Below are 22,950 nucleotides of genomic sequence, written 5' to 3'. Positions count from 1 at the left end.
CGCGGCCGGTGTGGAGGGTTCGGGTCCCTCCACACCGGCCGGCCCGTGGTCAGCCCGTCGTGCAGGTCGGGTTGAGGCCGGTGGAGGTCCCGTTGGCCTGGAAGCCGAACTCGGTGGACTGGCCCGCGCCGACCCCGCCGTTGTAGGCCACGTTCGTCCAGCGCGTCGTGCCGGTGTCACCGCTGCGGTTGACGTTCCAGGCGTTGGTGACCGTCGCGCCCGTCGGCAGCGTGATCGTCACCGACCAGCCGTTCAGGGCCGACGATCCGGCCGTCACCCGCACCGTCGCCACGAAGCCACCGGTCCACTGGTTCACCGACACCGTCGCGGTGCAGCCACCCGGGCCGGGAGGCGGCGTCGTGGGCGGCGGCGTCGTGGGCGGCGGGGTGGTGGGCGGCGGGGTCGATCCGTTGTTGAGCGCGGCGAGGACGGCGTCGTACGCCGGCTTCTTGGCACCGCCGCTGGTGAACAGCAGCGGGGTCTGGGAGGCCCGCCACGAGTCGCTGTCCCGGATTCCCCAGACGGTGATGCCGTTGCAGCGCGCCACCGCGAGGCAGTCCTGCACCACGCTGCGGTACGTGGCCGCCGACGCGCCCTCGATGTCCAACTCGGTGATCTGCACGTCGACGCCGAGCGCCGCGAAGCTGGACAGCGTGGTGCGGTAGTTGCTCGGGTACGGCGAGCCGCTGTTGAAGTGCGACTGGAGACCGACGCAGTCGATGGGCACGCCACGCTGCTTGAAGTCCCGCACCATGGTGTAGACGGCCTGGGTCTTGGCGTGCGTCCAGTCGTCGGTGTTGTAGTCGTTGTAGCAGAGCTTCGCGCCGGGATCGGCGGCACGGGCGGCCCGGAAGGCGGCCTCGATCCAGTCGTTGCCGGTGCGCTGGAGGTTGGAGTCACGACGGGCGCCGGTGCCGCCGTCGGCGAAGGCCTCGTTCACCACGTCCCAGGCGACGACCTGGCCGCGGAAGTGGGTCGCCACCTGGGTGACGTGGTTGAGCATCGCCTGCCGCAGAGCGGTGCCGCTCATGTTCTGCATCCAGCCCGGCTGCTGCGAGTGCCAGGCCAGGGTGTGACCGCGCACGCTCATCCCACGGCTGCGGGCGTGGTTGACGATCTGGTCGGCCGCACCGAAGCTGAACTGCCCCTGCTGCGGCTCGGTCGCGTCGATCTTCATTTCGTTCTCGGGGGTCACCGAGTTGAACTCGCGGTTCAGGATCGTGGTGTAGGCGCTGTCGCTGAGCTTGTTCGCCGCCACCGCCGCGCCGAAGTACCGGCCCTGCTCGGCCGCGGACGCGCCGAGGGTGGTGCCGGCGGCGGCGGGAGCCGCCAGGAGCATCGCCATGCCGGCCGCGAGGGCACCCACTCCGGTCAACGCGATCGCGGCTCTGGATGCCGCCTTCCACTGCGCTCTTCTCATCGTGCAACTCCAGTTCTGGGTGGTGGTGGTGGGGGTCAGGAGGTGGAGCAGGTGACGCCGTTCAGGGCGAAGGAGGACGGTCTGCCGGTGCCGCCGTCGTGGGTGGCCTGGAAGCCGATGCCCACCGACGCGTTCGGGGCGATGGCGGCGTTGTAGGAGACGTTGCGGGCGGTCACGGCGCCGCTGGCCGGGGAGTACGACGCGTTCCAGCCGTTGGTGATGCGCTGGCCGCTGGGCAGCGTGAAGGTCAGCGCCCATCCGTTCACCGCGGCCGCACCGGTGTTGGTGATGGTGACGCTCGCGGTGAGGCCCGTGTTCCAGGTGCTGACCGTGTACCCGACCCGGCAGCCGTCCCCGGTCGGCGGCGGGGTCGTCGGTGGTGGGGTCGTCGGTGGCGGGGTGGTCGGCGGCGGGGTGACGCCGTCCAGGCCGAAGAAGCGCAGCACCTGCGCGGCGTCGACCGGCAGGTTGTGCGACACGCCCTGCATGCTGATCGCCTCGACCGGAGCCGTGCCGCCACTGCCGCCGTACCGGGTCCGGGTGTAGCCGGACTGCGGCGAGTCGGTGTACGTGGGCGTCTGGCTCAGCCCGTGCACGTTGGTCCACTGCTTGACCTGCTCCCCGAAGTTCGGGTAGCGCAGCGTCTCATCGTTGGTGCCGTGCCAGATCTGCATCCGCGGCCGCCGGCCGGTGTAGCCGGGGTACGCCTCGCGGACCAGGTCCCCCCACTGCTGCGGGCTCCTGATGAGCTGCCCGTTGGCGCACTCGCTGTTCCACTCCGAACTGCCGCCGGTGGCGAAGCAGCCGAACGGAACCCCGGCGAAGGACGCACCGGCCGCGAACACGTCCGGGTAGACGCCCAGCAGGACGTTGGTCATCATCGCCCCCGACGAGGTGCCGGTGGCGAAGATCCGGGTCGGGTCGGCGGCGTACCGCTGCCGCACGTGGTCGACCATCGACATCAGCCCGACCGGGTCGCTGCCCCCGCCACGCCGCAGCGCCTGCGGCGAGGACACGTCCCAGCACAGGCTGCTGCGGGTCACCGACGGGTAGATCACGATGAACCCGTACCGGTCGGCGAGGGACGCGTACTGGGTGCCGGAGTGGTACGCCGGCCCCGATCCGGTGCAGTAGTGCAGGGCCAGCAGGACCGCCGGCCGGGACGCCACCCGGTCCGGCACGTACAGGTGCATCCGCAGGTTGGTGGGGTTGCTGCCGAAACCGGTCACCTCGGTCAACGTCGCCGCCGAGGCCGGGGCGGCGAACGTCAACGCGGTGGCGGCCAGCGTCATGGCCCCCATGAGGGCGCCAAGCATTCTTGTTCTCAGTCTCATTCGCGATTCCTGGGGGAAGTGGCGCATGGAAGGGGAGTAGATCGAGGACTGCCCTTCGCCCGACCCTGACCGCGGCTCGCGTGACCTTGTCAGCTTCAATCGATGTGACTCGATTGTCAATACTTCCGGAAGTCTTCGCCCGCCGGAACCGGGCAACAGCCTGCGCGGCGATACGGGGAGCCGACGGCGTCCACGGAAGACGCGGTGGCGTGTTACCGGAAAATTCCCGGTCAGTAGATGCGGCGCCCCCGCGCGTCGGGCACACCGGACTTGCGGAGGAAGTACGTGTTGATCTGGTCCCGCCACTCGACGGCGCTGCGCACCTGCTCGTCGAGGCGCTGAGCCACCCGCTCGTACACGGCCGGGTCGACCATCCCGCTCAGCGTCCGCCACCGCTGCCGCATCGCCACCACCTCGTCGACGCCGGCGAAGTGGGCGTCGTAGATGTGCTGGATGACGGTGGACCCGTTGTGCAGGACGTGCCCGTAGGGGATGTGGTGGAAGAAGAGCAGCAGCTCGTCGGGGCAGCGCTGCGGCGACTCGTACACCTGCGCCCAGTACGGCGGGTACTGGCCGGCGAAGCCCGTGCCCGTCGCGCGGCTGCGGTCCACGCCGACGCCGTCGCGGTCGGCGAAATGGTAGGTGCCCCACCGCGAGTACTCGTACCCGTCGACGTCCGGGCCGTAGTGGTCGCCGGGATGAACCATGAAGCCGACACCCAGCGGGGCCGTGTACCGCTCGTAGGTACGCCAGGAGTCGTCCATGATCTCGTGCAGTGTCCGCCCCACCAGCTCCGGGTCGCCGATCGCCGACGGCGGGAAGGTGAGCGCGATCCACTCGTCGAGAACCGCACCCGGGTCCAACCCGGGATCCCAGGCGAGCCGGCCGAACGTGTACAGGTTGGCCTGCGCCAGCGGGTGCCCGGTCCAGAAGATGTCGTCGCCCACGTTGGCGACGGCGACCAGGCCGCCGCCCGCCCCCGCCTCCCCCGCTGCCACGTCGGCGACGGTCCGCCCGTCCGGACCCCACGGCGTGTACCGCAGCACCTCGCTCCAGCACGGGCCGAGGTGGCAGACGTGTCGCTGCTGGCCGGTGTACTCCTGGGTGACCTGCAACTCCACCGCCAACCGGGTGGCCGGCATGGCCGCGATCACCGGGGACACCGGCTCGCGCACCTGGAAGTCGATCGGGCCGAACTTCACCTGCAGGACCACGTTGGACCGGAACCGCCCGTCGAGCGGGGCGAAGTGGTCGTACGCCGCCCGCGCCCGGTCGGTGGAGCGGTCCCGCCAGTCCTGGTGATGGTTGTAGACGAACGCCCGCCAGTGCACCGCTCCCCCGTGCGGTGCGAGCGCGTCAGCGAGCAGGTTCGCCCCGTCGGCGTGGTCGCGCCCGTAGGTGAACGGGCCGGGCTGGCCCTCCGAGTCGGCCTTCACCACGTAGCCACCGAAGTCCGGGATGCGCTCGTACACCTGCCGGGTGGTGGAGGACCACCAGGCCCGCACCCCCTCGTCCACCGGGTCGGCGGTCGGCAGGCCACCCAGGACGACCGGTGCGGCGAAGCTGACCGACAGGTGCACCCGGATGCCGTACGGGCGCAGGACGTCCGCGATCTCGGCCACGTCGCCGAGCCGGTCGGTGAGCAGCAGTGCCTCGGTCCGGCCGACATTGACGTTGTTCACCGAGATGGCGTTGATCCCGCAGGCCGCCAGCAGCCGCCCGTACTCCCGGACCCGGGCCAGGTCGCCGCGCGGACGGCCGTCCCGCCAGAAGATCGAGCCGCCCGCGTACCCCCGTTCGACCTGGCCCATCACCGGGTGCACGGCCACGTTGTCCCAGTGGTTCAGCATCCGTCGGCGCAGCACGGGCCGCTGGCGCTCCGGTGGACGGGCCGGGTCGAAGGCCGCCGCGCCGAGCCGGACCAGGTGGTACAACCCGTACAGCAGACCGGCGGGCGCGTCGGCCAGCACCACGGTCACCTGGCCGGCCCGCGCCAGGAAAAACCCCTCGTCACCGAGCGCCCCGCCGTCGCCGGCCTCCGCCAGCGCTGCCTCTCCCGCTGCCCGCGCCGCCTGCACCGACGGGCTCGGCAGCGGGCCGGCGCCGCGCAGCGCCAACACCAGGTCGGCGTCGACGTCCCAGGACGGCGAGTGCCACACGCGCCCGCCGTAGCGGGTGCAGCCCCGGGCCACCTCGTCGAGGACGGTGTCGACGAGCATCCCGTCGCCGTGCACCAGGACGCGTCGAGCGCCGAGCGCCCGGAACGCCTCCGGCGGCAGCCAGGCGGCGTGCGCCCGCGGTTCCTCGGCGCCGGCCGGCTCGTCGACCGGCACCGGCTCCTCGGCGCTCACCGGTCCTCCCGCAGCACCACGACCCCGTACGCCGGCAGCCGCAGCGGCTGGCCGGTCTCCGTCCGATCACCGCCGAGCAGGTCGACGCCGCCGGTCGACGCGGTCACCTCGACCGGCTCGGCGCGGTGGTTGAGCAGGAACAGCAGGCGCGTCCCGTCCGGCGCGACCCGCACGGCGGACTCCAGGTCCGGCACGTCGGGGTAGGGCCCGAGCAGGTCGTGCCGGGCCAGCACCTGCCGGACCACCCAGGAGATCCCGGCCTGGTCTAGGCCGGCGGCGACGTACCAGCCGTACCCGTCGCCGTGGGCGTTGCGGGTCACCGCCGGTGTGCCGGCGTAGAAGTCGGCCTGGTAGGTGCCGACCACCTCCGCGCCCTGCGGAATCACCAGCTCGAACAGCAGCCGCGCCTCGACCTCGATCTGGTCGGCGCCCGCACCGAGGCGGACCGGGTTGACCACCTCGGGGCCACGGGCGTCCCACTCGTCGACCCGGATCCCCATGAGCTGCCCGAGCGGGCCCGGCACGTCCAGGAGGAACGCCTGGTCGTTCTCGTCCACCCGACCCGACAGGTACGTGGTCAGCACCGAGCCGCCGCGCGCGGCCACCGCCTCCAACCGCCGCGGCAGGTCTCCCTTGAGCAGGTGCAGGGCCGGCGCGACGACCACGTCGTAGCCGGACAGGTCGGCGGTCACCGGGACGACGTCCAGGTCGACCCCGGCGTCCCAGAGCGCCCGGTGGTACGCCAGCACGACCTGCTGGTAGCGCACCAGCCGGGACGGGCCGTCGGAGATCTCCAACGCCCACCAGCTGTCCCAGTCGAACAGCACCGCCACCCGCGCCGGCGTCCGCGCGCCCAGCGACGCGGAGCCGAGCCGGCTCAGCTCGGCACCCAGCTCGGCGACCTCCCGGAAGACCCGGGTGTCGGAGCGGCCGGCGTGGCCGATCACCGCGCCGTGGTACTTCTCGCTGGCACCCCGGGACGCACGGAGCTGGAAGAACAGCACGGCGTCCGCGCCGTGCGCCACCGCCTGCCAGCTCCACAGCCGCATCAGGCCGGGCCGCTTCAGCGGGTTGACGTCCCGGCAGGCGGTGACGCTCGGGGTCTGCTCCATCAGCCAGAACGGCTGGCCGTCCTTGAGCCCGCGCATCAGGTCGTGGGTCAGCGCCATCCGGGCCGCCGAATCGTCGTCGGGCGGGTAGTTGTCCCAGGAGGCGAAGTCCAGGTGGGGTGCCCAGCGGTGGTAGTCGATCGGCCGGTACATGCCCATGAAGTTGGTCGTGACCGGGAGGTCGGGGCTGGACTCCCGGATGGCGGCCTTCTCGTCGCGGAAGTTGGTGAGCATCGCGTCGGAGGTGAACCGCAGGAAGTCCAGGGTGATGCCCTGGAAGGCCGTGTGGTCGGGGCCGCGCCAGTGCTCGGTCAGCGCCGACGGCGGCTCGATCTGGTCCCAGTCGGTGAAGGTGTGCGACCAGAAGGTGGTGTACCAGGCCGCGTTCAGCTCGTCGAGCGTGCCGTGGCGCTGGCGCAGCCAGTCACGAAAGGCGGCCGCGCAGAGTTCGCAGTAGCAGGCGCCGCCGTACTCGTTGCCGACGTGCCAGGCGATGACCGCCGGGTTGTCGGCGTAGCGGCTCGCCACCCGGCGGGCAAGCTCGGTGGAGAGCCGGCGGAACACCGGTGAGCTGGGACAGGAGTTGTGCCGCTGCCCGAAGCGGTGCTTGCGGCCCTCGAAGTCGGTCCGGGTCACCTCCGGGTACGCCTTCGCCAGCCACGCCGGGTGCGCGCCGGTGCCGGTCGCCAGGCAGATGCCGCGCCCCTCGGCAGCGGCCCGCTCGACGATCCGGTCCAGCGGCGAGAAGTCGTACACGCCCTCGGCGGGCTGGGTGAGCGCCCAGTCGAACACGCCCACGGTGACCAGGTCGATCCGGGCGGCGTCGAAGAGCCGGTAGTCCTGCTTCCACACGTCCTCGGGCCACTGCTCCGGGTTGTAGTCGCCGCCGAAGGGCACCTTTGCCGTGACGGGCAGGCTCATGCGGTGAACTCCTTCCGGATCAGGTGGATCATCGGGTCGGCGACGCGCAGGAACGCCAGGACCGCGACCGAGGCGAACAGCGCCAGCACCGCCTCGGAGAACACCGCCGTGACGCCGGCCGCCGCGGCCAGCAGCAGGGCGTTGCCGATGGTGACAGCGGGGGTACGCACCAGGAAGTGCACGGCCAGCCGGAGCACGTCTCGGGCGCGGAAGTCGAACAGGGAGGTGATGACCAGGGCGTTGGCGGCGCAGAGGGTCACGCCGACTCCGATCAGGACCAGCGGCACCGCCCACCACCCGGGGACGGCGGCGGCACCGAGGTGGGCGAGGTTGACCGCGAGGACGGTCAGCCACAGCAGCGTCGGAACCCAGACGCGCAGCGCCCCTGTGAGGTTGGCCCGGTAGCCCCGCCAGAACACGGCGGCGGGCCGCAGATCCGTCACGTCGGGGCGCTGGTGGCGCAGGGCGTACAGGGCCGCGGCGACCGCCGGGCCGACCGGGACCAGGCAGGCCGCGGCCAGCGGCAGGTTGCTCGGGTCCCGCCCGAGCAGCAGCAGCGGAAGCAGCCCGGGCAGGGTGGTGAGCAGGAGCAGCAGCTCGACCACGAGCAGGGTGTAGACGCGGGCGGCGGCCCGGGACAGGGGTCCGTCGCCGAACTGTCGCCGGGTGTGCGTGGCACCGCTCACGGCTGCTCCTCGCGCTCGGGCCCGGCCGGCAGGCCGAGCAGGCGGTCGTCGTCCCACCACGGCGGGGTCTCGTCCACCACCGGGCTCAGCTCGACGAGGGTCACCTCGTGCCGGGCCAGGGTGAGGTCCACGTCGACCCGGCCGTCGGCGACCGGCAGGGCGCGGTGGGTACGGGCCGGCTCGGCGGCCTCCCGCAGCGCGTCGAGCTGCCGCGCGCTGGGCGAGCGGGGGCGGCCCAGCTCCGCCCAGGCCGCCCGCGCGTTACCCGCCTCCTCGCTGACCGTCGAGCGGAGCAGGAACGCCGACGCCGTACCGGGCGGACCGAGCGGGATGGACAGGGCCAGCGGGTGCCGGTCGGGCACCGGCGAGCGGCCGGTGACATCCACCGGCGCCCAGGCCAGCACGGCGATCCGACCGTCGGGGTGTCGGGTCACCAGGTGGTCGTCGCCGCGCGCGAGCACCTCGTCGCCGAGGCGGGCCATGAAGGCGTACAGGTGGTAGGTGGGTTTCTTGATCTGGCGGTGGGTGAGCAGGCCGAACCCGCCGTGGAACAGCGCGGTGGGCACCCCCACCTCCTCGAACATGTCGCTGAACGTCCAGTACGAGAAGGAGTCGACGACCTCGCCGCCGGCGGCCAGCACCGGCGCGAGGTACGCGGCGTGGAACGCCGTGTCGTGGATCGGGTTGTCCGGCCGGTAGGAGGAGTTGAACTCGGTGATGTGCACCGGCAGCCCCGCCAGCGCGGTGCCGGCCAGGTGCCGGCGCGGTGCGGCGAACTGGGTGAGCAGCTCCGCCGCCGGAGCGAGCGTCTGGTGGGTGCCGAACGGCACGTGCCGGGCGGGCCCGGAGGTGTAGGCGTGCCGGCTGACGAAGTCGACCGGCACCTGACGGTCGGTGACGAACTCGGCGAAGGGCACCAGCCACTCGTCCGCGCCCGGCGAGATCGCCGGGCCGCCGACCTGCAACGACGCGTCGACCTCCTTGACCGCGTGCGCGCTCACCTCGTACAGGCGGTGGTACGCGTCCCGGTCGGCGCCCTGCCAGAAGGACGCCAGGTTGGGCTCGTTCCACACCTCGATCGGCCAGCCGCGGACCTCGTCGAGGCCGTACCGGTCGACCAGGTGGGCGACCGTGGCCCGGACCAGGTCCGACCACTCCGACCAGGAGCGGGGCGGCGTGACGTTGCCCCGCCACCAGAACACCGTCTGGTCGCCCGAGGCGAGACCCGAGGGCATGAACCCCAGCTCGACGAACGGCCGGATGCCGAGGTCGAGGTACGCGTCGACGACCTGGTCGACGTAGGTGAACGAGTGGTGCACGCGGCGCTCGCCCCGGTGCTCGTACGGGCGGTGCACGCCGACGCCGTCGCTGAGCAGCCCGTGCCCCCGGATGTGCCGGAAGCCGATGTCCCGCTGGATGAGGGCCAGCGAGTCCTGGTAGTCACGGCGCAGGGCCAACTCGAAACGGCCGGTGCCGACACAGCCGCGCCAGGCGTCGGTGAGCCGGCCGATCGGCTGATCGGGAACGGTGATGGGCATGGGGGTCCTCTGGTCGTCCTGCCCGGGACGGGCGGGTCACGCTCGCGCGCCGGTGGTCGCCGGGGTCCGGCCGGGCCGCTGTGCGCCGCCCGACCGGACTTCCCACTGATCAGCCGTTGTTCTTCTGGAAGCGCTCGTACGCCTTGTTGACCATGTCGATGTACTGCTCGGAGTTCTTGGCCTTCAGCTCGGCCAGGTAGGCGTCCCACTCGCTCAGGGGCCGCTGACCGAGGGCGAACTTCAGCGTGTTCTGGGAGACGAAGTCCTTCAGCGGGGTCTCCCAGAGCGACACCTGCTCGCGTTCCTCATCGGTGAACGGGAACGGCGGGGCCACCTCCCTCGGCTTGCGGGCGTCCATCACCTTCTGGAACTCCAGCTCCTCGGGGGAGAAGAACCCACGGACCAGGTCGGGGGTGCCGCCGTAGGCGAAGACGCCGTTGTAGAAGCCGAAATCCTTCTGCAGGTGCTTGGGGGCCTTCGGGTTGAGCCCGAGGACGTCGACGCCGGCGGTGACCGTGCGCTTGCCGGACGCGTCCTTGGTGAAGGTCGTCCCCTCCACGCCCCACCGGGCGAACTCCTGGCCGGCGTCGGAATACCACAGCCAGTCGATGAACTGCATCATCGCTACGAAGTTCTTGCTCTCCCGGGCCTTCGAGGAGATCATGATGCCGTTCTCCAGACGAGGGAACGGGTTGATCTCACCGGCCGGGCCGACCGGCAGCGGGATCTTGGCCATCTTCGCGTTCGGCAGGGTCTTGGCCAGGTCGGGCCGGTGGTTGTTGACCAGGGTCTGCGCGTTGCCGGTGACCACGAAGGACTTACCGTTGGCGAGCTTCTGGCGCGCCTGGTCGTCGGTCTGGGTGAAGCTCTCCGGGTCGAGCAGGCCCTCGGCCACGAGCTTGTGCAGGTAGGTGAGCATCTGCTTGTACTGCTCGGATCCGCCGGTGTAGGTGAACTTCTTGGCCGTCGGGTCCCAGTTGGCGTGCTGGTAGTCCCAGCCGGCACGGGTGCCGAAGGAAGCGCTGAGGATGTTCAGCAGGGCGCCGGTCGGCGTGGGCTTGCTGAACAGGTCGGAGTACGGGTAGACGTTCGGGTACTTCGCCTTCATCGCCTTGAGCACGGTGTACAGCTCGTCCCAGGTCTTCGGAACCGCAAGTCCCAGCTCCTGGAGGATGTCGGTGCGCACCAGCACCGTGTAGTCCTGCGTGGGCTTCTCGTGGACCCCGGGCAGCAGGTAGAACTTGCCGTCGGACTGCCGCAGGTTGTCGATCTCCGGCTTGAGGTTCCACTTGGTGATCTTGTCCTTGAAGTTGGGCATCAGGTCCAGGTAGTCGCTCACCGGGAGGATCGCCCCGGAGGACACGAACGCGTCCTCCTGCGGGTGGTACGTCTTCGGAATGATCAGCGGGGCGTCCCCGGCGCCGATCAGCAGGCTGCGCTTCTGCTCGTAGTCGCTCAACGGCACGGCGACGGGCTCGATCTTCACGTTGGTCCGCTTGGTCAGCTCCGACCAGAACAGCCAGTCTTCCTTGAGCGGGTAGAACGTGTGGTTGTTGTAGAGGGTGGAGAAGGACAGCGCCTCGGTCGCCTTGAACTGGTCGCCGACGCCGTATTCGGCCATCGCGCCAACCCGGTTCTCCGACAGGTCCGTCGACTCGCCGGGGTCCTCGGAACAGGCGGCGGTGAGGGTGAGCGCGAGCAGACCCGCGGTGGCCAACGCCACGCGGCGCCACGTCTTGTGGAGCATGGCTCGTCCTTTCGGTGGTGGGGGTTCGGAGGTGGAGGGGTGCGGCCCCGGCGTCATCCCTTGACGGCGCCGAGCATCACGCCGGAGACGAAGTACCGCTGGACGAAGGGGTAGACCGCCAGGATGGGCAGGGTGGTGAGCACGACCGTCACGGCCTGGAGCGTGGCGGCGGCCTGGACCTTGTCGGCGTCGGCGGCGGCCGACTCGGCGCTGGTGGCGCCCGCGATGAGGTTGCGCAGGTACACGGTGACCGGGAGCAGGTCCTGCCGGTCGAAATAGAGGAACGCGGTGAACCACGAGTTCCAGAAGGAGACCGCGTAGAAGAGCACCATCGTCGCGATGATCGCCTTCGACAACGGCAGCACGATCCGCAGCAGGATGCCGTACGTGTTCAGCCCGTCGACCGCCGCGGCCTCCTCCAGCTCGGTCGGCAGGCTCTCGAAGAACGCCTTCATGACCAGCAGGTTGAACACGCTGATGGCGTTGGGGATCACCACGGCCCAGATGGTGTTCTTCATCCCCAGGCTGGTGACCAGCACGTAGTTGGGGATCAGACCGCCGGAGAAGAACATCGTGAACAGCGCGATGCCGACGAGGACGCCGCGTCCCTTGAGATGCGGCTTCGACAACACGTACGCGTAACAGGTGGTCAGGACGATCGAGATGAGCGTGGCGACCACCGTGTAGACGATGGTGTTGCGGTAGTTCGTCCAGAACATCGAGTCGGACATCACCAGCTTGTACGAGGTCAGGTCGAAGCCGCGTGGGACCAGGCTGACCTTCCCCGCGATGATGTACGCCTCCTCGCTGAGCGAGCGGGCCACGATGTTGAGGAACGGGTACAGCGTCACGATGACGACGCCGATCAGGACGACCGTGTTGACCACCCGGAAGATCCGGTAACCCCGGCTGTCCACCGGCCCACGGGTCTGCGGGGCGTCTCTTCTCGTACCGAGGGTCACCACAGGCTCGTCCCTACCGTCCGACGGGAGATGAGGTTCGCCGACAGGACCAGGACCAACCCGATGACCGCCTCGAAGAGGCCGATGGCCGCCGCGTAGCTGAAGTTGCTGGACTGGAAGCCCATCCGGAACAGGTAGGTGGAGATCACGTCCGCGGTCGGGTACGTCAGCGGGTTGTAGAGCAGCAGGATCTTCTCGAACCCGACCGCCATGAAGCTGCCGATGTTGAGGATCAGCAGCGTCACCATCGTCGGCCGGATACCGGGCAACGTCACGTGCCAGGTCTGCCGAAGCCGGCTGGCGCCGTCGATCCGGGCGGCCTCGTACAGGTCCTCGTCGATCGTGGTGAGGGCGGCGAGGTAGAGGATCGTGCCCCAGCCGACGGTCTGCCAGACCTCGGACGAGACGTAGATGGTGCGGAACCACTCCGGTTGTTGCAGGAACGCCACCGCGTCGCCGCCGAACAGGCGGACGAGTTGGTTGGCCGTGCCGTCGATCGACGTCAGCTGCATGACCATCGCCGCCACGATCACGATCGACAGGAAGTGCGGCAGGTAGGACACGGACTGGACGAACCGCTTGAACCGGCGGGCACGCACCTCGTTGAGCAGCAGCGCCAGCACGATGGGCAGCGGGAAGCAGAACAGCAGGGTCAACGTCCCGAGCACCAGGGTGTTGGTGAAGACCTCCCAGAACGTCGGGTCGGTGAAGAACATCCGGAAGTACCGCAGCCCGACCCAGTACTCGCCGAAGATGCTGCCGCCCGGCTTGAACCGCCGGAACGCGATGATGTTCCCGATCATCGGCAGGTACCGGAAGATCAGGAAGAACAGCAGCGGCAGCACGGCGAGCGAGTAGAGCTGCCAGTCCCGGCGCAGCGCCTGCCGCCAGGTCCGCCGACGGCCCGGCGCGCGCCGCCCGGGAGGGCCGGCCTCCGCCGGCACGGGCTCCGGTGTCGGCGGCGTCGGCCGCAACGTCTCGGCCGTCATCCCCGGCCTCCGGCGCGGGCCGCCGCGCCGCTGCCGACTGGCACCTGATCTCTCATGCCCCAGACCCCTTAGCTCCGGCCACATCCCGCGCCCTTCCGGCGGCCAGATACGTGGCGAGCGGTCCACGATCCGAAACTTTCCGGAAACCCGCGTAACCTTTTCGGCAACCTAAGTGCACCGACTGGGCGTGTCAAGGGTCTCACCTCGACTCCCGGCAACCCCTCCTGTGCTCCCGAACCGCGCGTCCTGCGCTTCGTGACGCATCGACGGGCGTTCGGCCTCAGGGACGGCCGTCCCGGTCGCCGGACCGGCTGGCGGGAACCCGAGATCGTGTTAGGGTCTTCCGAAACTTTCGGATGCTGCGCGAGGCCGCGATGACAGAGCACCGCCCGCTCGACCCACCCGCCTCCACCACCATCGCGACGATCGCCAACGACGTGGGCGTATCGGTCGCCACGGTGTCCAAGGTTCTCAACGGACGCGGCGATGTCGCCCCCGACACGAGGGCCCGCGTCGAGGCGAGTCTCGACCGCCACCGGTACCAGCGCCGCGGCAGGAGGACCTCGTCCGGCCACGGCCGCGTCGACCTCGTGTTCCACGAGTTCGACGCCGGATGGGCCATGGAGATCCTGCGCGGCGTCGAGGCGGTGACCAGCGACGCCGGGATCGGGCTCGCCGTCTCCCAGCTCGACGGCGCGCACCGCCCGTCGACACGGTGGCTGGACGCGCTGCTCACCGACCGGCCGCTGGGCGTGGTGTTCGTCCTCTGCCACCTGGCCGAGGCCCAGCAGCAACACCTGCGACGGCAGGGGATTCCGTTCGTCGTCGTCGACACCGACAGCGCGACCTCGGCCTCGGTGCCCACCGTCGGGTCCAACAACTGGAACGGCGGCCTGCTCGCCACCCGGCACCTGCTCGAGCTGGGGCACCGGCGGATCGCGATCATCTCCGGCCCACCGGACGTGCTGTGCAGCCGGGCACGGGCGGCCGGCTTCCAGTCCGCCCACGACGAGGCCGGGGTCGTGGTCGACCGGGAACTGGTCCGGTACGGCGGCTTCTCCGCGAGCGCGGGGCACGAGCACGGCCTGCGGCTGCTGCGCCGACCGGACCGGCCGACCGCGATCTTCGCCGGCTCGGACATCCAGGCCATGGGGGTGCTCCGGGCCGCCCGCCAGTGCGGCCTGCGGGTGCCCGAGGACCTCTCGGTGATCGGGTACGACAACCTGCCGGTCGCCGCCTGGACCGACCCCGCCCTCACCACGATCAACCAGCCGTTGCACGACATGGCCGGCATCGCCACCCAGATGCTTCTGGGGCTGGCGCGGGGCGTCGAGCCGGCGAGCAGCCGCATCGACCTGGTGACCGAGCTGGTCGTCCGCGAGAGCACCGCACCTCCCGCCCACCCGCGCTGACCCATGTGAGGTTCCGTGCCCCACCCCGATGCGTCCCTCGAACAGCTCCAGCGGTACGCGCCCACCGTCGTCGAGCCCGACGACTTCGACCGGTTCTGGAGCGACACCCTGGCCGAGGCGGCCGCCCCGCCGGTGCTCGTCGAGGTCCGTCCGGAGCCCACCGACCTACGGCTGCTCGACTACTGGGACGTGACGTTCGCCGGCTTCGACGGCGACCCGGTGCGCGCCTGGTACACCCGACCGGCGCACGTGCACGCGCCGCTGCCCGTCGTGGTCGAGTACGCCGGCTACGGGCGCGGCCGTGGCCTGCCGCACGAGCGGCTCACCTGGCCGGTGGCCGGGTACGCGCACCTGCTGATGGACAACCGGGGTCAGGCGGGGCAGTACGGCGCCGGTGACACCCCGGACCGGCACGGCGCTCCCGGCGGCCCGTGGCCGGCCACCTGGGGGATCCTCGACCCGCGGGACTACCACTACCGCCGTCTGATCACCGACGCGGTGCGGGCCGTCGACGCGGCCCGGGCCCTGCCGGGCGTCGACGTGAGCCGGGTCGCCGTGGTCGGCAACAGCCAGGGCGGCGGCCTCGCCCTCGCGGTGGCCGGCCTCGTCGGCGACCTCGCGGCCCTGGTGACCACCGCCCCGTTCCTCTGCGACGTGCAGCGGGCCATCGGGTCGACCGACGCGTCGCCGTACGGCGAGATCGCCCGGTACCTGGCGGTGCACCGCGAGGCCGAGGAGATGGTCCGGCGCACACTGTCGTACGTCGACGGGGTGAGCTTCGCCCGGCGGGCGACGGCACCGGCGCACTTCGGGCTCGGCCTGCGTGACACCGTCTGCCCGCCGAGCACCGGCTTCGCCGCCTACAACCAGTACGGGGCCGCGACGGGCCAGCCGGCCCCACCGCACCGGGAGATGCACGTCTACCCGTTCAACGGCCACGAGGGCGGTGAGGCCCTCCACGTACGGCGTCAGCTCCGCTGGCTCGGCTCGCTGCTCCGCCCGACCTCCCCGTCCGACCAGGACTGACGGGGCGGCCGCTGGAGGTCATCGTCCCGGAGCCCCGTAGAGCCGGCTGACGGTCTCGGCGACGCAGACGGGCTTGCCGCCACCGTCGCTCTCCACGGTGACCGCGGCGACGAGCTGCACCCCGCCGTCGACCGGGGACACGTCGGCGATGACGACGGTGGCCCGGACGGCGGCGCCGACCCGGAGAGGGGCGGGGAAGCGCACCCGGTTCAGCCCGTAGTTGACCCCCATCGCCACCCCCTCGACCCGGTAGAGCTGGCCGGCCAGCGCCGGGAGCAGCGACAGGGTCAGATAGCCGTGGGCGATGGTGCCCCCGAAGGGCCCGGCGGCGGCGCGTGCCGGGTCGAGGTGGATCCACTGGTGGTCGTCGGTGGCGTCGGCGAAGAGATCGACCCGGCTCTGCTCGATCCGCTGCCACGGGCCGGGGCCGATGGTCTCGCCGACCGCGCCGGCCAGGTCGTCGAACGAGGTGAAGACTCGCACTGGTCCTCCTGAGGGCTAGAAGGCGTTGACGCCGGTGAGCGCGCGTCCGATGAGGAGCTGCTGTATCTGGCTGGTGCCCTCGTAGAGGGTGGCGACCCGGGCGTCGCGCAGGTACTTGCCGACCGGGTACTCGTCGATGTAGCCGTACCCCCCGAAGACCTGGACCGCGTTGTTGGCCGCCCGGACGGCGGCCTCGCTGGCGAAGAGCTTGGCCATCGACGCCTCGGTGGCGAACGGCTGGCCACGGTCGATCAGGTCGGCCACCTGCCACACCAGCAGGCGGGCCGCGGCGGTGTCCACCGCGATGCCGGCGAGCAGTTGCTGGACGAGCTGGTGGCCGGCAATCGGCTTGCCGAACTGGGCCCGCTGCCCGGCGTAGCCCACGGCCGCGTCCAGGCACCCCTGGGCGATGCCGACGCAGCCGGCGGCGACGGACATCCGGCCCTTGGCCAGGGTGGCCAGCGCCAGCCGGAACCCGGCGCCCTCGGCACCGAGGCGCGCCGCGTCGGGCACCCGTACCTCGTCGAAGCGCAGCTCTCCGGTCGCCTGCCCGCGCAGGCCGAGCTTGCCGTGGATCTCCCGCCGGGTCAGCCCGGCGCTGCCGGTGGGCACCAGGAACGCGGTGATGCCCCGGTGCCCGGGGCCACCGGTGCGGGCGAAGACCAGAGCGACGTCGGCGGTGGTGCCGTTGGTGATGAACGTCTTCGTGCCGGTGAGCAGCCAGTCGGCGCCGTCGCGCACCGCGCGGGTCCGTAGCGCTGCGGCGTCCGAGCCGCTGTCCGGCTCGGTCAGCGCGAAGCAACCGAGCGCGGCACCGGAGCAGAGCCGGGGCAGCCACTCGGCCCGCTGTTCGGCCGACCCGTGTGTGGCGATCGACTTCGCGACCAGGCCGAGCGAGACCGACACGATGCCGCGCACGGCCGAGTCTCCCCGGCCCAGTTCCTCCAGCACGAGGCAGTACGCGAGGTGGTCGCCGCCGGAGCCGCCGTCGGACTCGTCGATGGTCAACCCCAGGAAGCCCAGGTCGCCGAGCATGCCCACGACGTCGGGGTCGACCGACTCGCGGCGATCCCAGGCCGCCGCGTGGGGCACCAGCTCCCGGTCGGCGAACTCGGTGGCGAGCTGGCGGACCGCGGCCTGTTCCGCGGAGAGGGTGAGCTCCATGAGGAATAAACTAGCGGTGATAGTTTTGGCCGTCCAGAGCGGACCACGAGCCGCCGGCCGTCACCGGTCGGAGATCAGCTCGGCGGCGAACGCCCGGGCGAGTTCGGTGCGGGACCGGATGCCGAGCCGGTGGAAGACGTTGCGTAGGTGGTGGTCGACCGTGCGGGTGGAGAGGAACATCCGGGCGGCGATCTCCCGGTTGGTGGCGCCCTCGGCGACCAGTTGGGCGATCCGCAGTTGCTGACCGGTCAGCAGCCGCGCCGCGGGCAGATCCGGCGGGCCGACCGACTCCCCCGCCGCGCGCAATTCCGCGGTGGCCTGCTCGGCCCAACAACTCGCGCCGAGCAGGGTGAACGTCTCGCGGGCCTGGTGCAGGTGCCCACGGGCGTCGCGCGGACGCCGGCTGCGGCGCAGCTCCTGGCCGAAGAGCAGCTCGGTACGCGCCCGCTCGAAGGTGCCGGCCTCCGTCGGGTGCAGTCGCAGCGCGGTGCGGAACTCCCGCTCGGCCTCGGCACTGCCCCGGGGCGCGAGCAGCGCGTGGCACCGGGCGGAGAGCGCCCGGCGCAACGGACTCGCGGTGCTGCTGGCCCAACGGTCGAAGACGGCGAGCGCGGCGGTCGCCGCAGGGCGGTGCGCCAGGTGGGCCGCCGCCTCCACCAGGTACGGGGTCGCCATCACCTGGACGAGGACCTGTCCCCGGCCGGTGCCGAGCCGCGCCAGCGACGCCAGCCGGTCGGCGGCCTCGACATGTCGGCCGTCGACCAGGTCGAGCACCGCCAGCGCCCACCCGGCGAGGGCATGCGGCCGGCTGCCCGGCGCCGGCGCCTCGCCGATCGCACGGATCCACCGCAGGCTGGCGCCCCGGTCGGCGCGGATGGCGGCCAGCACCGCGAGCATGCCCAGATGGACGTTGGCGCAGTTGACCTGCCCGGCGGCGCGGGCGACCCGCAGCCCGTCCCGGGACGTCTCCGCCGCCGCCTCGTGCCGGCCCAGCCAGTACTCGGCCACCGCCCGCAGCTCCAGTGCCCGGGACAGCATGGACAACTCGCCCCGCTCCCGGGCCAACCCGACGGCGCGTTCGGCGAGCCGGTGCGCGGCGCCGTCCACGGCCACCACCAGGCCGGCCGCCGCCGCGCAGGTGAGCGCGGTCGGGGTCAGCGCCGGCCCGGTCAACCGACCACCGAGCACGACGGCCCGGCGCAGCGCCGGACCGGCCCGCTCATGGTCACCGCGCAGGGTCGCGGCCACCCCGGCGACCAGGGAGCCCATCAACTCGGTGGCCGGCGGCTCGTTCGGGCAGCGCAACGCCAACGCCCGGCGCCCGACCTCCGCGTACCGGTACTGGTCTCCGGCGAAGCAGACGGCCTCGCCGGCCCGTACCAGCGCGGCCAGGGCAAGGGCACGGTCGTTGCCGGCCACGACCCCGGCGGCGGCCAGCAGCGTGACCGACGCACCCGGCGCGTCGTCGCACCGCAACTCCAGCTCGCCACGCAGCAGCTCGGCCCGCCCGCGGACGGCCGGGTCCACGGAGACGGCGCGAAGGCGGTCGAGCAGCAGTCGGGCCTGACCGGGTTGACCCGCGGCCCAGGCGTACCGGGCCGCGGCCAGCAGTCGGGCGGCGGCGCGGGCGGGGTGGTCGCTGAGTTCGGCGGCCCGGCACAGCGCCGCCGAGGCGGCGGCCCAGCCGCCCTGACCACCGGCCGCGGCCTGCTCCAGCTCGGTCGCCAAGGCCGGGTCGGTGGCCGCCGTCGCGGCGGCGAGGTGCATCGCCCGGCGCAGGCGCTGGCCCTCGGGATCGAGGACGCCGGCGAGCAGCCGGTGCGCCGCGCGGCGCTCGGCGAGCGGCGCGCTGGCCGCGACCATCGCGCGGGCCAGCGGCTGCGGGAACGTGACGCCGGTCGGCTCGACGCGGACCAGGCCGGCGACCTCGGCCGGGGCGAGCGCCTCGACCGTGGTCCCGGCGGCTCCCGCCGCCCGCATCAGGGTTCCCGGGTCCCCGTCCTCGTCGAGCGCGGCGAGCAGCAGCGTCCGTCGACTGTCCGGCGGCAACCGGTCCAGCCTGGCCTTGTAGGCGCGGCCCAGCGCACCGTCGGCCGGCGGCGCGGTGGGCAGCGGATCCTCCCCCCGCCACTGCTCTGGGCTGAGCACGTCGGCGAGGTCCACCAGGGCCTGCGGGTTGCCGCCGCCGACGGAAGCGAGCGTGACCGCGACCGGCGCGGCGGGTCGCTCGGGCGACCGGTCGTTGAGAACGGCGACGCTCTCCCGCTCGTCCAGCGCCCGGAGCCGGTGCGCCGGGATCCCGTCGACCGTCGTGGTGACGTCCGCGGTGAGCAGGACGGCGACCGGCAGGTGCCGCAGCCGGCGGGCCACGAAGGCCAGCACCTGGGTGGTCTCCCGGTCGCCGCGGTCGACGTCATCCATGGTGGCGAGCAGTGGGCGGTCCCGGGCGACGGCGCCGAGCAGGCCGAGCACCGCCATCGACAGCGCCAGGTGGCGGTCGCTCGGACAGCCCTCGCCGGACAGCGTCCGCCGTAGCAGGTGTCGCTGCTGCTCCGGCAGTGCGGCGGCGCGGTCGAGCACCGGATCGAGCAGGCGTTGCAGGCCGGCGTACGGCAGGGCGGCCTCCTCGGCCAGGCCGGTGCCGGCGAGCACGGTGCAGTGCGCGGCGTACCGGTGGGCGTACGCGACCAGCGCGGTCCGGCCCGACCCCGGCTCGCCGTGCAGCAGCAGGGCACCGCCGCCGTCGGTCACGCCGTCGAGCAGGTTCCGGACAGCCCGGCACTCGTCGTCTCGGCCACGCAGCACGGTTATTTGCACTCTTGATGCAGTAACCATGCATTCAGTGTCACCTATCGGTAACCGAATGGAAAGAGGTGGCAGCCAGCGTGAGGGGCCGGTGTCAGCCGGCCGGCACCTCGGCCAGCAGGGCGCCGACCGTCCGCGCCATCACCCCACGGGCCTGATCCACGCCCAGCCCCAGGCCGTCACGCAGCATCGACCAGGCCGGCCACATGCTCGCCGCGACCAGCGCGTTGAGCAGCTGGCCGCGCCCGGGCCCGGCCTGCGCCAGCTCGGCGGCGAAGAGCTCCTCCACCTCGTCCCGGACGCGTTCGATGTGCTTGAGCCGGTTGCGGTGCAACTGGTCGGAGACCGGCTCGCGCATCTGGGCGGCCCGCGCCGACGGCGCGATGAGCTGGAGCAGCCGGGCCCGTTGCCGGCAGTACGCGTCGACCCGCTTCGACAGCGGCAGCGCCGGCGAGATCGGCCGGTAGGCGGCGTCCTGCTGGCGGAGCACCTCCGCGCCGCTGGCCTCGAAGAGGGTCTCCATGTCCTTGAAGTTGGTCCAGAGCGTCCGCAACGAGATGCCGGCCCGCTCGGCGATGCGTTCCCCGGTCGGCCGGAGGTCGCCCTCGGAGATGAGCGCGAGGTGCGCCTCGACGATCGCCGCACGGGTGCGCTCGGCTCGGGCGGTCCGTCCGTCGACCCGGCCCTGGACCTCGACCCCGCCCATCCGCCCCCGCCCCTTCACCGCCACGACGCCCCCCGACGCACCGCAGAGTCTAGACAGGCCGCGAGCAGCGTCATCCGGGCGTCCACGGGCGCCGTCATCCGGCTCGACCGGTCAGCGTGACGCCGCCGTCGCACACGATGGTCTGTCCGGTGATCCAGGCGGCGTCGGCGGAGGCGAGGAAGGCGACCAGGCCGGCCACGTCCTGCGGCAGGCCGAGCCGCCCGAGGGGATACCGCGCGGCGACCTCCTCCTCCCGGCCCTCGTAGAGCGCGGCGGCGAAGCGGGTCTTCACCACGCCGGGGGCGACGGCGTTGACCCGGACGGCCGGCCCCAGCTCCACGGCGAGGCTGGCCGTGAGGTGGTTGAGCGCTGCCTTGCTCACTCCGTAGAAGGCGATGCCGGGTGACGGGCCGAGCCCGGCGACCGACGAGACGTTGACCACGCAGCCACCCCGGTCGGCCATGCCGGCGGCGCAGACCTCCTGCACCCAGCCGAGCGCGGCGACCAGGTTGACGTCGAGGATCTTGCGCGCCGCCGCCAGGTCCAGCCCGACCAGCGGGCCGTGCACCGGGTTGATGCCGGTGTTGTTGACCAGGAGGTCCACCGGCCCGAACGCGGCGCTGACCTCGCGCACGGCGGCGGCCCGGTGTTCGGCGTCGTCGGCGCGCCCGGGCACGGCCACGGCGTACGCGGGCCCGCCCAGGGCGTCGACCGCCTCGGCCAACGCCTCCGGACGTCGGGCGGTCAGGCCCACCCGCGCGCCCTCGGCCACCAGCCGCTGGGCGATGGCCAGACCGATTCCCCTACTGGCACCGGTGACGATGGCGACCCGATCGGCAAGGCGACCCGAATATGCATTCACAGTGCAGATAGTAGAAGTGGCGATCGGCGCCGGTCAACGTCCGTGACGCGCGTCCAACGCGCCCACGCGCCGCGATCGAGGCAGCCGGACGACCGTCCTCAGGAGACGGTCGGCACCCCGTTGGCCGGCGGTGCCACCGGTGTGGCCGTGTACTCGTTGACCGGGCCGTCCGCCTCGTCCGTCTCGTACGCCGGCCCGAAGTAGCTCTGCACTCCCCCGGTCACCCGGCTCAGCCGCTGCCCGCCGTAGCCGGAGTGGTCGTTCGCGGAGAAGCGCAGCGGCACCAGCCCGGGCCCCTGGAAGCCGCCCTTCTGCACGGTCTGCAGGACCTTCTCCCGGGTGAGATCCTTGCCGGCTGCCAGCAGCACCTGCACGAAGAGGTAGCCGACCGACATGCCGTAGACGGTGTTGCCGTCGAAGGGCGCGTCACCGTTGTGCGTCTTGTTGATTTTCGCGAAGAGCTGGATCCACGGGTTCGCGGTGTCGTTCTGCATGGGCAGGTAGTTGGTGCCGACCATGCCCTCCAGCAGCGGCGCGGCGGTGCCGAGCTGCTTGGCCAGGGTGGGGTAATCGGCCCCGACGTTGGAGACCAGCCACTGTGGCTTGAAGCCCAGCCGCGCCGCGGTGCCGATGGAGAGCGCCGTGAAGCCGGGCACGGTGGCGAGCACGACGACCTGGCAACCGGCCGCCTTGAACGCGCCGATCTGCGGCGCCACGTTGGTGTTGCTGGTGACGTACGTCTGCTTGACCGCCACGCCGGTCGCGCCGAGCACCTTCTCCACGCCGACCAGGCTGTCCCGGCCGAAGTCGTCGTCCTGGCCGAGGAAGCAGACCTTCTGGCCGGCCAGGTTCGCCTTCGCGTAGGTGGCGAGGATCTTGCCCTCGACCGTGTAGTCCGGGTTGAACCCGAACGTGCCCGGGTACTTGTCCGGCTGGTCCCAGCTACGGCTGCCGGAGGCGACGAAGAGGTCCGGCACCCGGTTGCTCTTGAGGAAGTCGAGCACGCCGGTGTGCGTCGGCGTGCCGAGGCCGTTGAGCACGGCGAAGACCTTGTCCTGCAGGACGAGCTGCCGAACCACCTGCTGGGTGTTCGCCGGGTTGTAGCCGTCGTCCATGATCTTGTAAGTGATCTTGCGCCCGTGTACGCCGCCGTTGGCGTTGACGTAGTCGAAGTACGCCTTCGTCGCCGGAGCGATCTTGGAATAGCCGGCCGAGGCCGGGCCGGTGAGCGGCATGTGCGTGCCGACGACGATCTCCGAGTCGGTGACGCCCGGCACCGATCCCCCGCCGGGACCGGAACCGTCGTCGCCGCTGCAGCCGGCGGCGCTGATCAGCAGGGCTATGGTGCTGGCGATCGCGAGACCGCGTCGTGCCGAACGGTGCATGGGAAACACCGACCTTTCTCGGTCCGGTTCAGTCGAACTTCTGTGGTGGT

17 protein-coding genes are annotated in these 22,950 nt (G+C 71.8%); 2 read left to right on the top strand and 15 right to left on the bottom strand.

The window, feature by feature from the left end; genetic code table 11:
• Nucleotides 1-49: 49 nt before the first annotated feature.
• From M8C17_RS05740 to M8C17_RS05700, 9 genes are all read right to left on the bottom strand, one after another.
• Nucleotides 50-1,420: an endo-1,4-beta-xylanase gene (locus tag M8C17_RS05740; protein WP_252415330.1), complete on the bottom strand. Its 1,371-nt coding sequence runs from the start codon at nucleotides 1,418-1,420 to the stop codon at nucleotides 50-52.
• A gap of 35 nt (nucleotides 1,421-1,455) precedes the next feature.
• Entirely contained in the window at nucleotides 1,456-2,712 is a 1,257-nt protein-coding gene (locus M8C17_RS05735) for a PHB depolymerase family esterase (protein ID WP_374557271.1), read from the bottom strand.
• A gap of 272 nt (nucleotides 2,713-2,984) precedes the next feature.
• Nucleotides 2,985-5,105: an alpha-glucuronidase gene (locus M8C17_RS05730; RefSeq protein ID WP_252415328.1), complete on the bottom strand. Its 2,121-nt coding sequence runs from the start codon at nucleotides 5,103-5,105 to the stop codon at nucleotides 2,985-2,987.
• Complete coding sequence (locus M8C17_RS05725) at nucleotides 5,102-7,135, bottom strand: beta-galactosidase (RefSeq protein WP_252415327.1); 2,034 nt, start codon at nucleotides 7,133-7,135, stop codon at nucleotides 5,102-5,104. Before M8C17_RS05725 ends, M8C17_RS05730 begins: the two co-directional genes overlap by 4 nt.
• Nucleotides 7,132-7,821: a DUF624 domain-containing protein gene (locus tag M8C17_RS05720; protein WP_252415326.1), complete on the bottom strand. Its 690-nt coding sequence runs from the start codon at nucleotides 7,819-7,821 to the stop codon at nucleotides 7,132-7,134. Before M8C17_RS05720 ends, M8C17_RS05725 begins: the two co-directional genes overlap by 4 nt.
• Nucleotides 7,818-9,359: a xylan 1,4-beta-xylosidase gene (locus M8C17_RS05715; protein ID WP_252415325.1), complete on the bottom strand. Its 1,542-nt coding sequence runs from the start codon at nucleotides 9,357-9,359 to the stop codon at nucleotides 7,818-7,820. Before M8C17_RS05715 ends, M8C17_RS05720 begins: the two co-directional genes overlap by 4 nt.
• A gap of 109 nt (nucleotides 9,360-9,468) precedes the next feature.
• On the bottom strand, nucleotides 9,469-11,106 hold the full coding sequence (locus M8C17_RS05710) for an extracellular solute-binding protein (protein WP_252415324.1): 1,638 nt from the start codon (nucleotides 11,104-11,106) through the stop codon (nucleotides 9,469-9,471).
• 53 nt (nucleotides 11,107-11,159) lie between these two features.
• Entirely contained in the window at nucleotides 11,160-12,068 is a 909-nt protein-coding gene (locus M8C17_RS05705; protein WP_252415323.1) for a carbohydrate ABC transporter permease, read from the bottom strand.
• Complete coding sequence (locus M8C17_RS05700) at nucleotides 12,065-13,057, bottom strand: sugar ABC transporter permease (RefSeq protein ID WP_252415322.1); 993 nt, start codon at nucleotides 13,055-13,057, stop codon at nucleotides 12,065-12,067. The genes M8C17_RS05705 and M8C17_RS05700 overlap by 4 nt, the downstream gene beginning before the upstream one ends.
• A 374-nt stretch (nucleotides 13,058-13,431) precedes the next feature.
• On the opposite strand from M8C17_RS05700, the gene M8C17_RS05695 reads away from it, so the two are divergent.
• Entirely contained in the window at nucleotides 13,432-14,469 is a 1,038-nt protein-coding gene (locus M8C17_RS05695) for a LacI family DNA-binding transcriptional regulator (RefSeq protein WP_252415321.1), read from the top strand.
• Between the two features lie 15 nt (nucleotides 14,470-14,484).
• On the top strand, nucleotides 14,485-15,495 hold the full coding sequence (locus M8C17_RS05690; protein ID WP_252415320.1) for an acetylxylan esterase: 1,011 nt from the start codon (nucleotides 14,485-14,487) through the stop codon (nucleotides 15,493-15,495).
• Nucleotides 15,496-15,513: 18 nt separating this feature from the next.
• Here the strand turns inward: M8C17_RS05690 and M8C17_RS05685 are convergent, their stop codons facing one another.
• From M8C17_RS05685 to M8C17_RS05660, 6 genes are all read right to left on the bottom strand, one after another.
• Nucleotides 15,514-15,978: a MaoC family dehydratase gene (locus M8C17_RS05685; RefSeq protein WP_252415319.1), complete on the bottom strand. Its 465-nt coding sequence runs from the start codon at nucleotides 15,976-15,978 to the stop codon at nucleotides 15,514-15,516.
• A gap of 15 nt (nucleotides 15,979-15,993) precedes the next feature.
• The gene (locus tag M8C17_RS05680) at nucleotides 15,994-17,142 is read right to left on the bottom strand and encodes an acyl-CoA dehydrogenase family protein (protein ID WP_252415318.1); all 1,149 of its coding nucleotides are present in this window, start codon (nucleotides 17,140-17,142) and stop codon (nucleotides 15,994-15,996) included.
• A 60-nt stretch (nucleotides 17,143-17,202) separates the two neighbouring features.
• Nucleotides 17,203-19,947, bottom strand: a complete 2,745-nt coding sequence (locus M8C17_RS05675) for an AAA family ATPase (RefSeq protein WP_252415317.1) — start codon at nucleotides 19,945-19,947, stop codon at nucleotides 17,203-17,205.
• A 94-nt stretch (nucleotides 19,948-20,041) separates the two neighbouring features.
• Nucleotides 20,042-20,653, bottom strand: a complete 612-nt coding sequence (locus tag M8C17_RS05670; RefSeq protein WP_252415316.1) for a TetR/AcrR family transcriptional regulator — start codon at nucleotides 20,651-20,653, stop codon at nucleotides 20,042-20,044.
• 94 nt (nucleotides 20,654-20,747) lie between these two features.
• The gene (locus tag M8C17_RS05665) at nucleotides 20,748-21,515 is read right to left on the bottom strand and encodes an SDR family oxidoreductase (RefSeq protein ID WP_252415315.1); all 768 of its coding nucleotides are present in this window, start codon (nucleotides 21,513-21,515) and stop codon (nucleotides 20,748-20,750) included.
• Nucleotides 21,516-21,613: 98 nt separating this feature from the next.
• Nucleotides 21,614-22,900: an ABC transporter substrate-binding protein gene (locus M8C17_RS05660; protein ID WP_252415314.1), complete on the bottom strand. Its 1,287-nt coding sequence runs from the start codon at nucleotides 22,898-22,900 to the stop codon at nucleotides 21,614-21,616.
• Nucleotides 22,901-22,950 lie beyond the last annotated feature (50 nt).

This window comes from Micromonospora sp. RHAY321, assembly GCF_023896955.1.
Classification (GTDB): domain Bacteria; phylum Actinomycetota; class Actinomycetes; order Mycobacteriales; family Micromonosporaceae; genus Micromonospora.
This window is presented reverse-complemented; position numbering and strand designations above follow the sequence as displayed.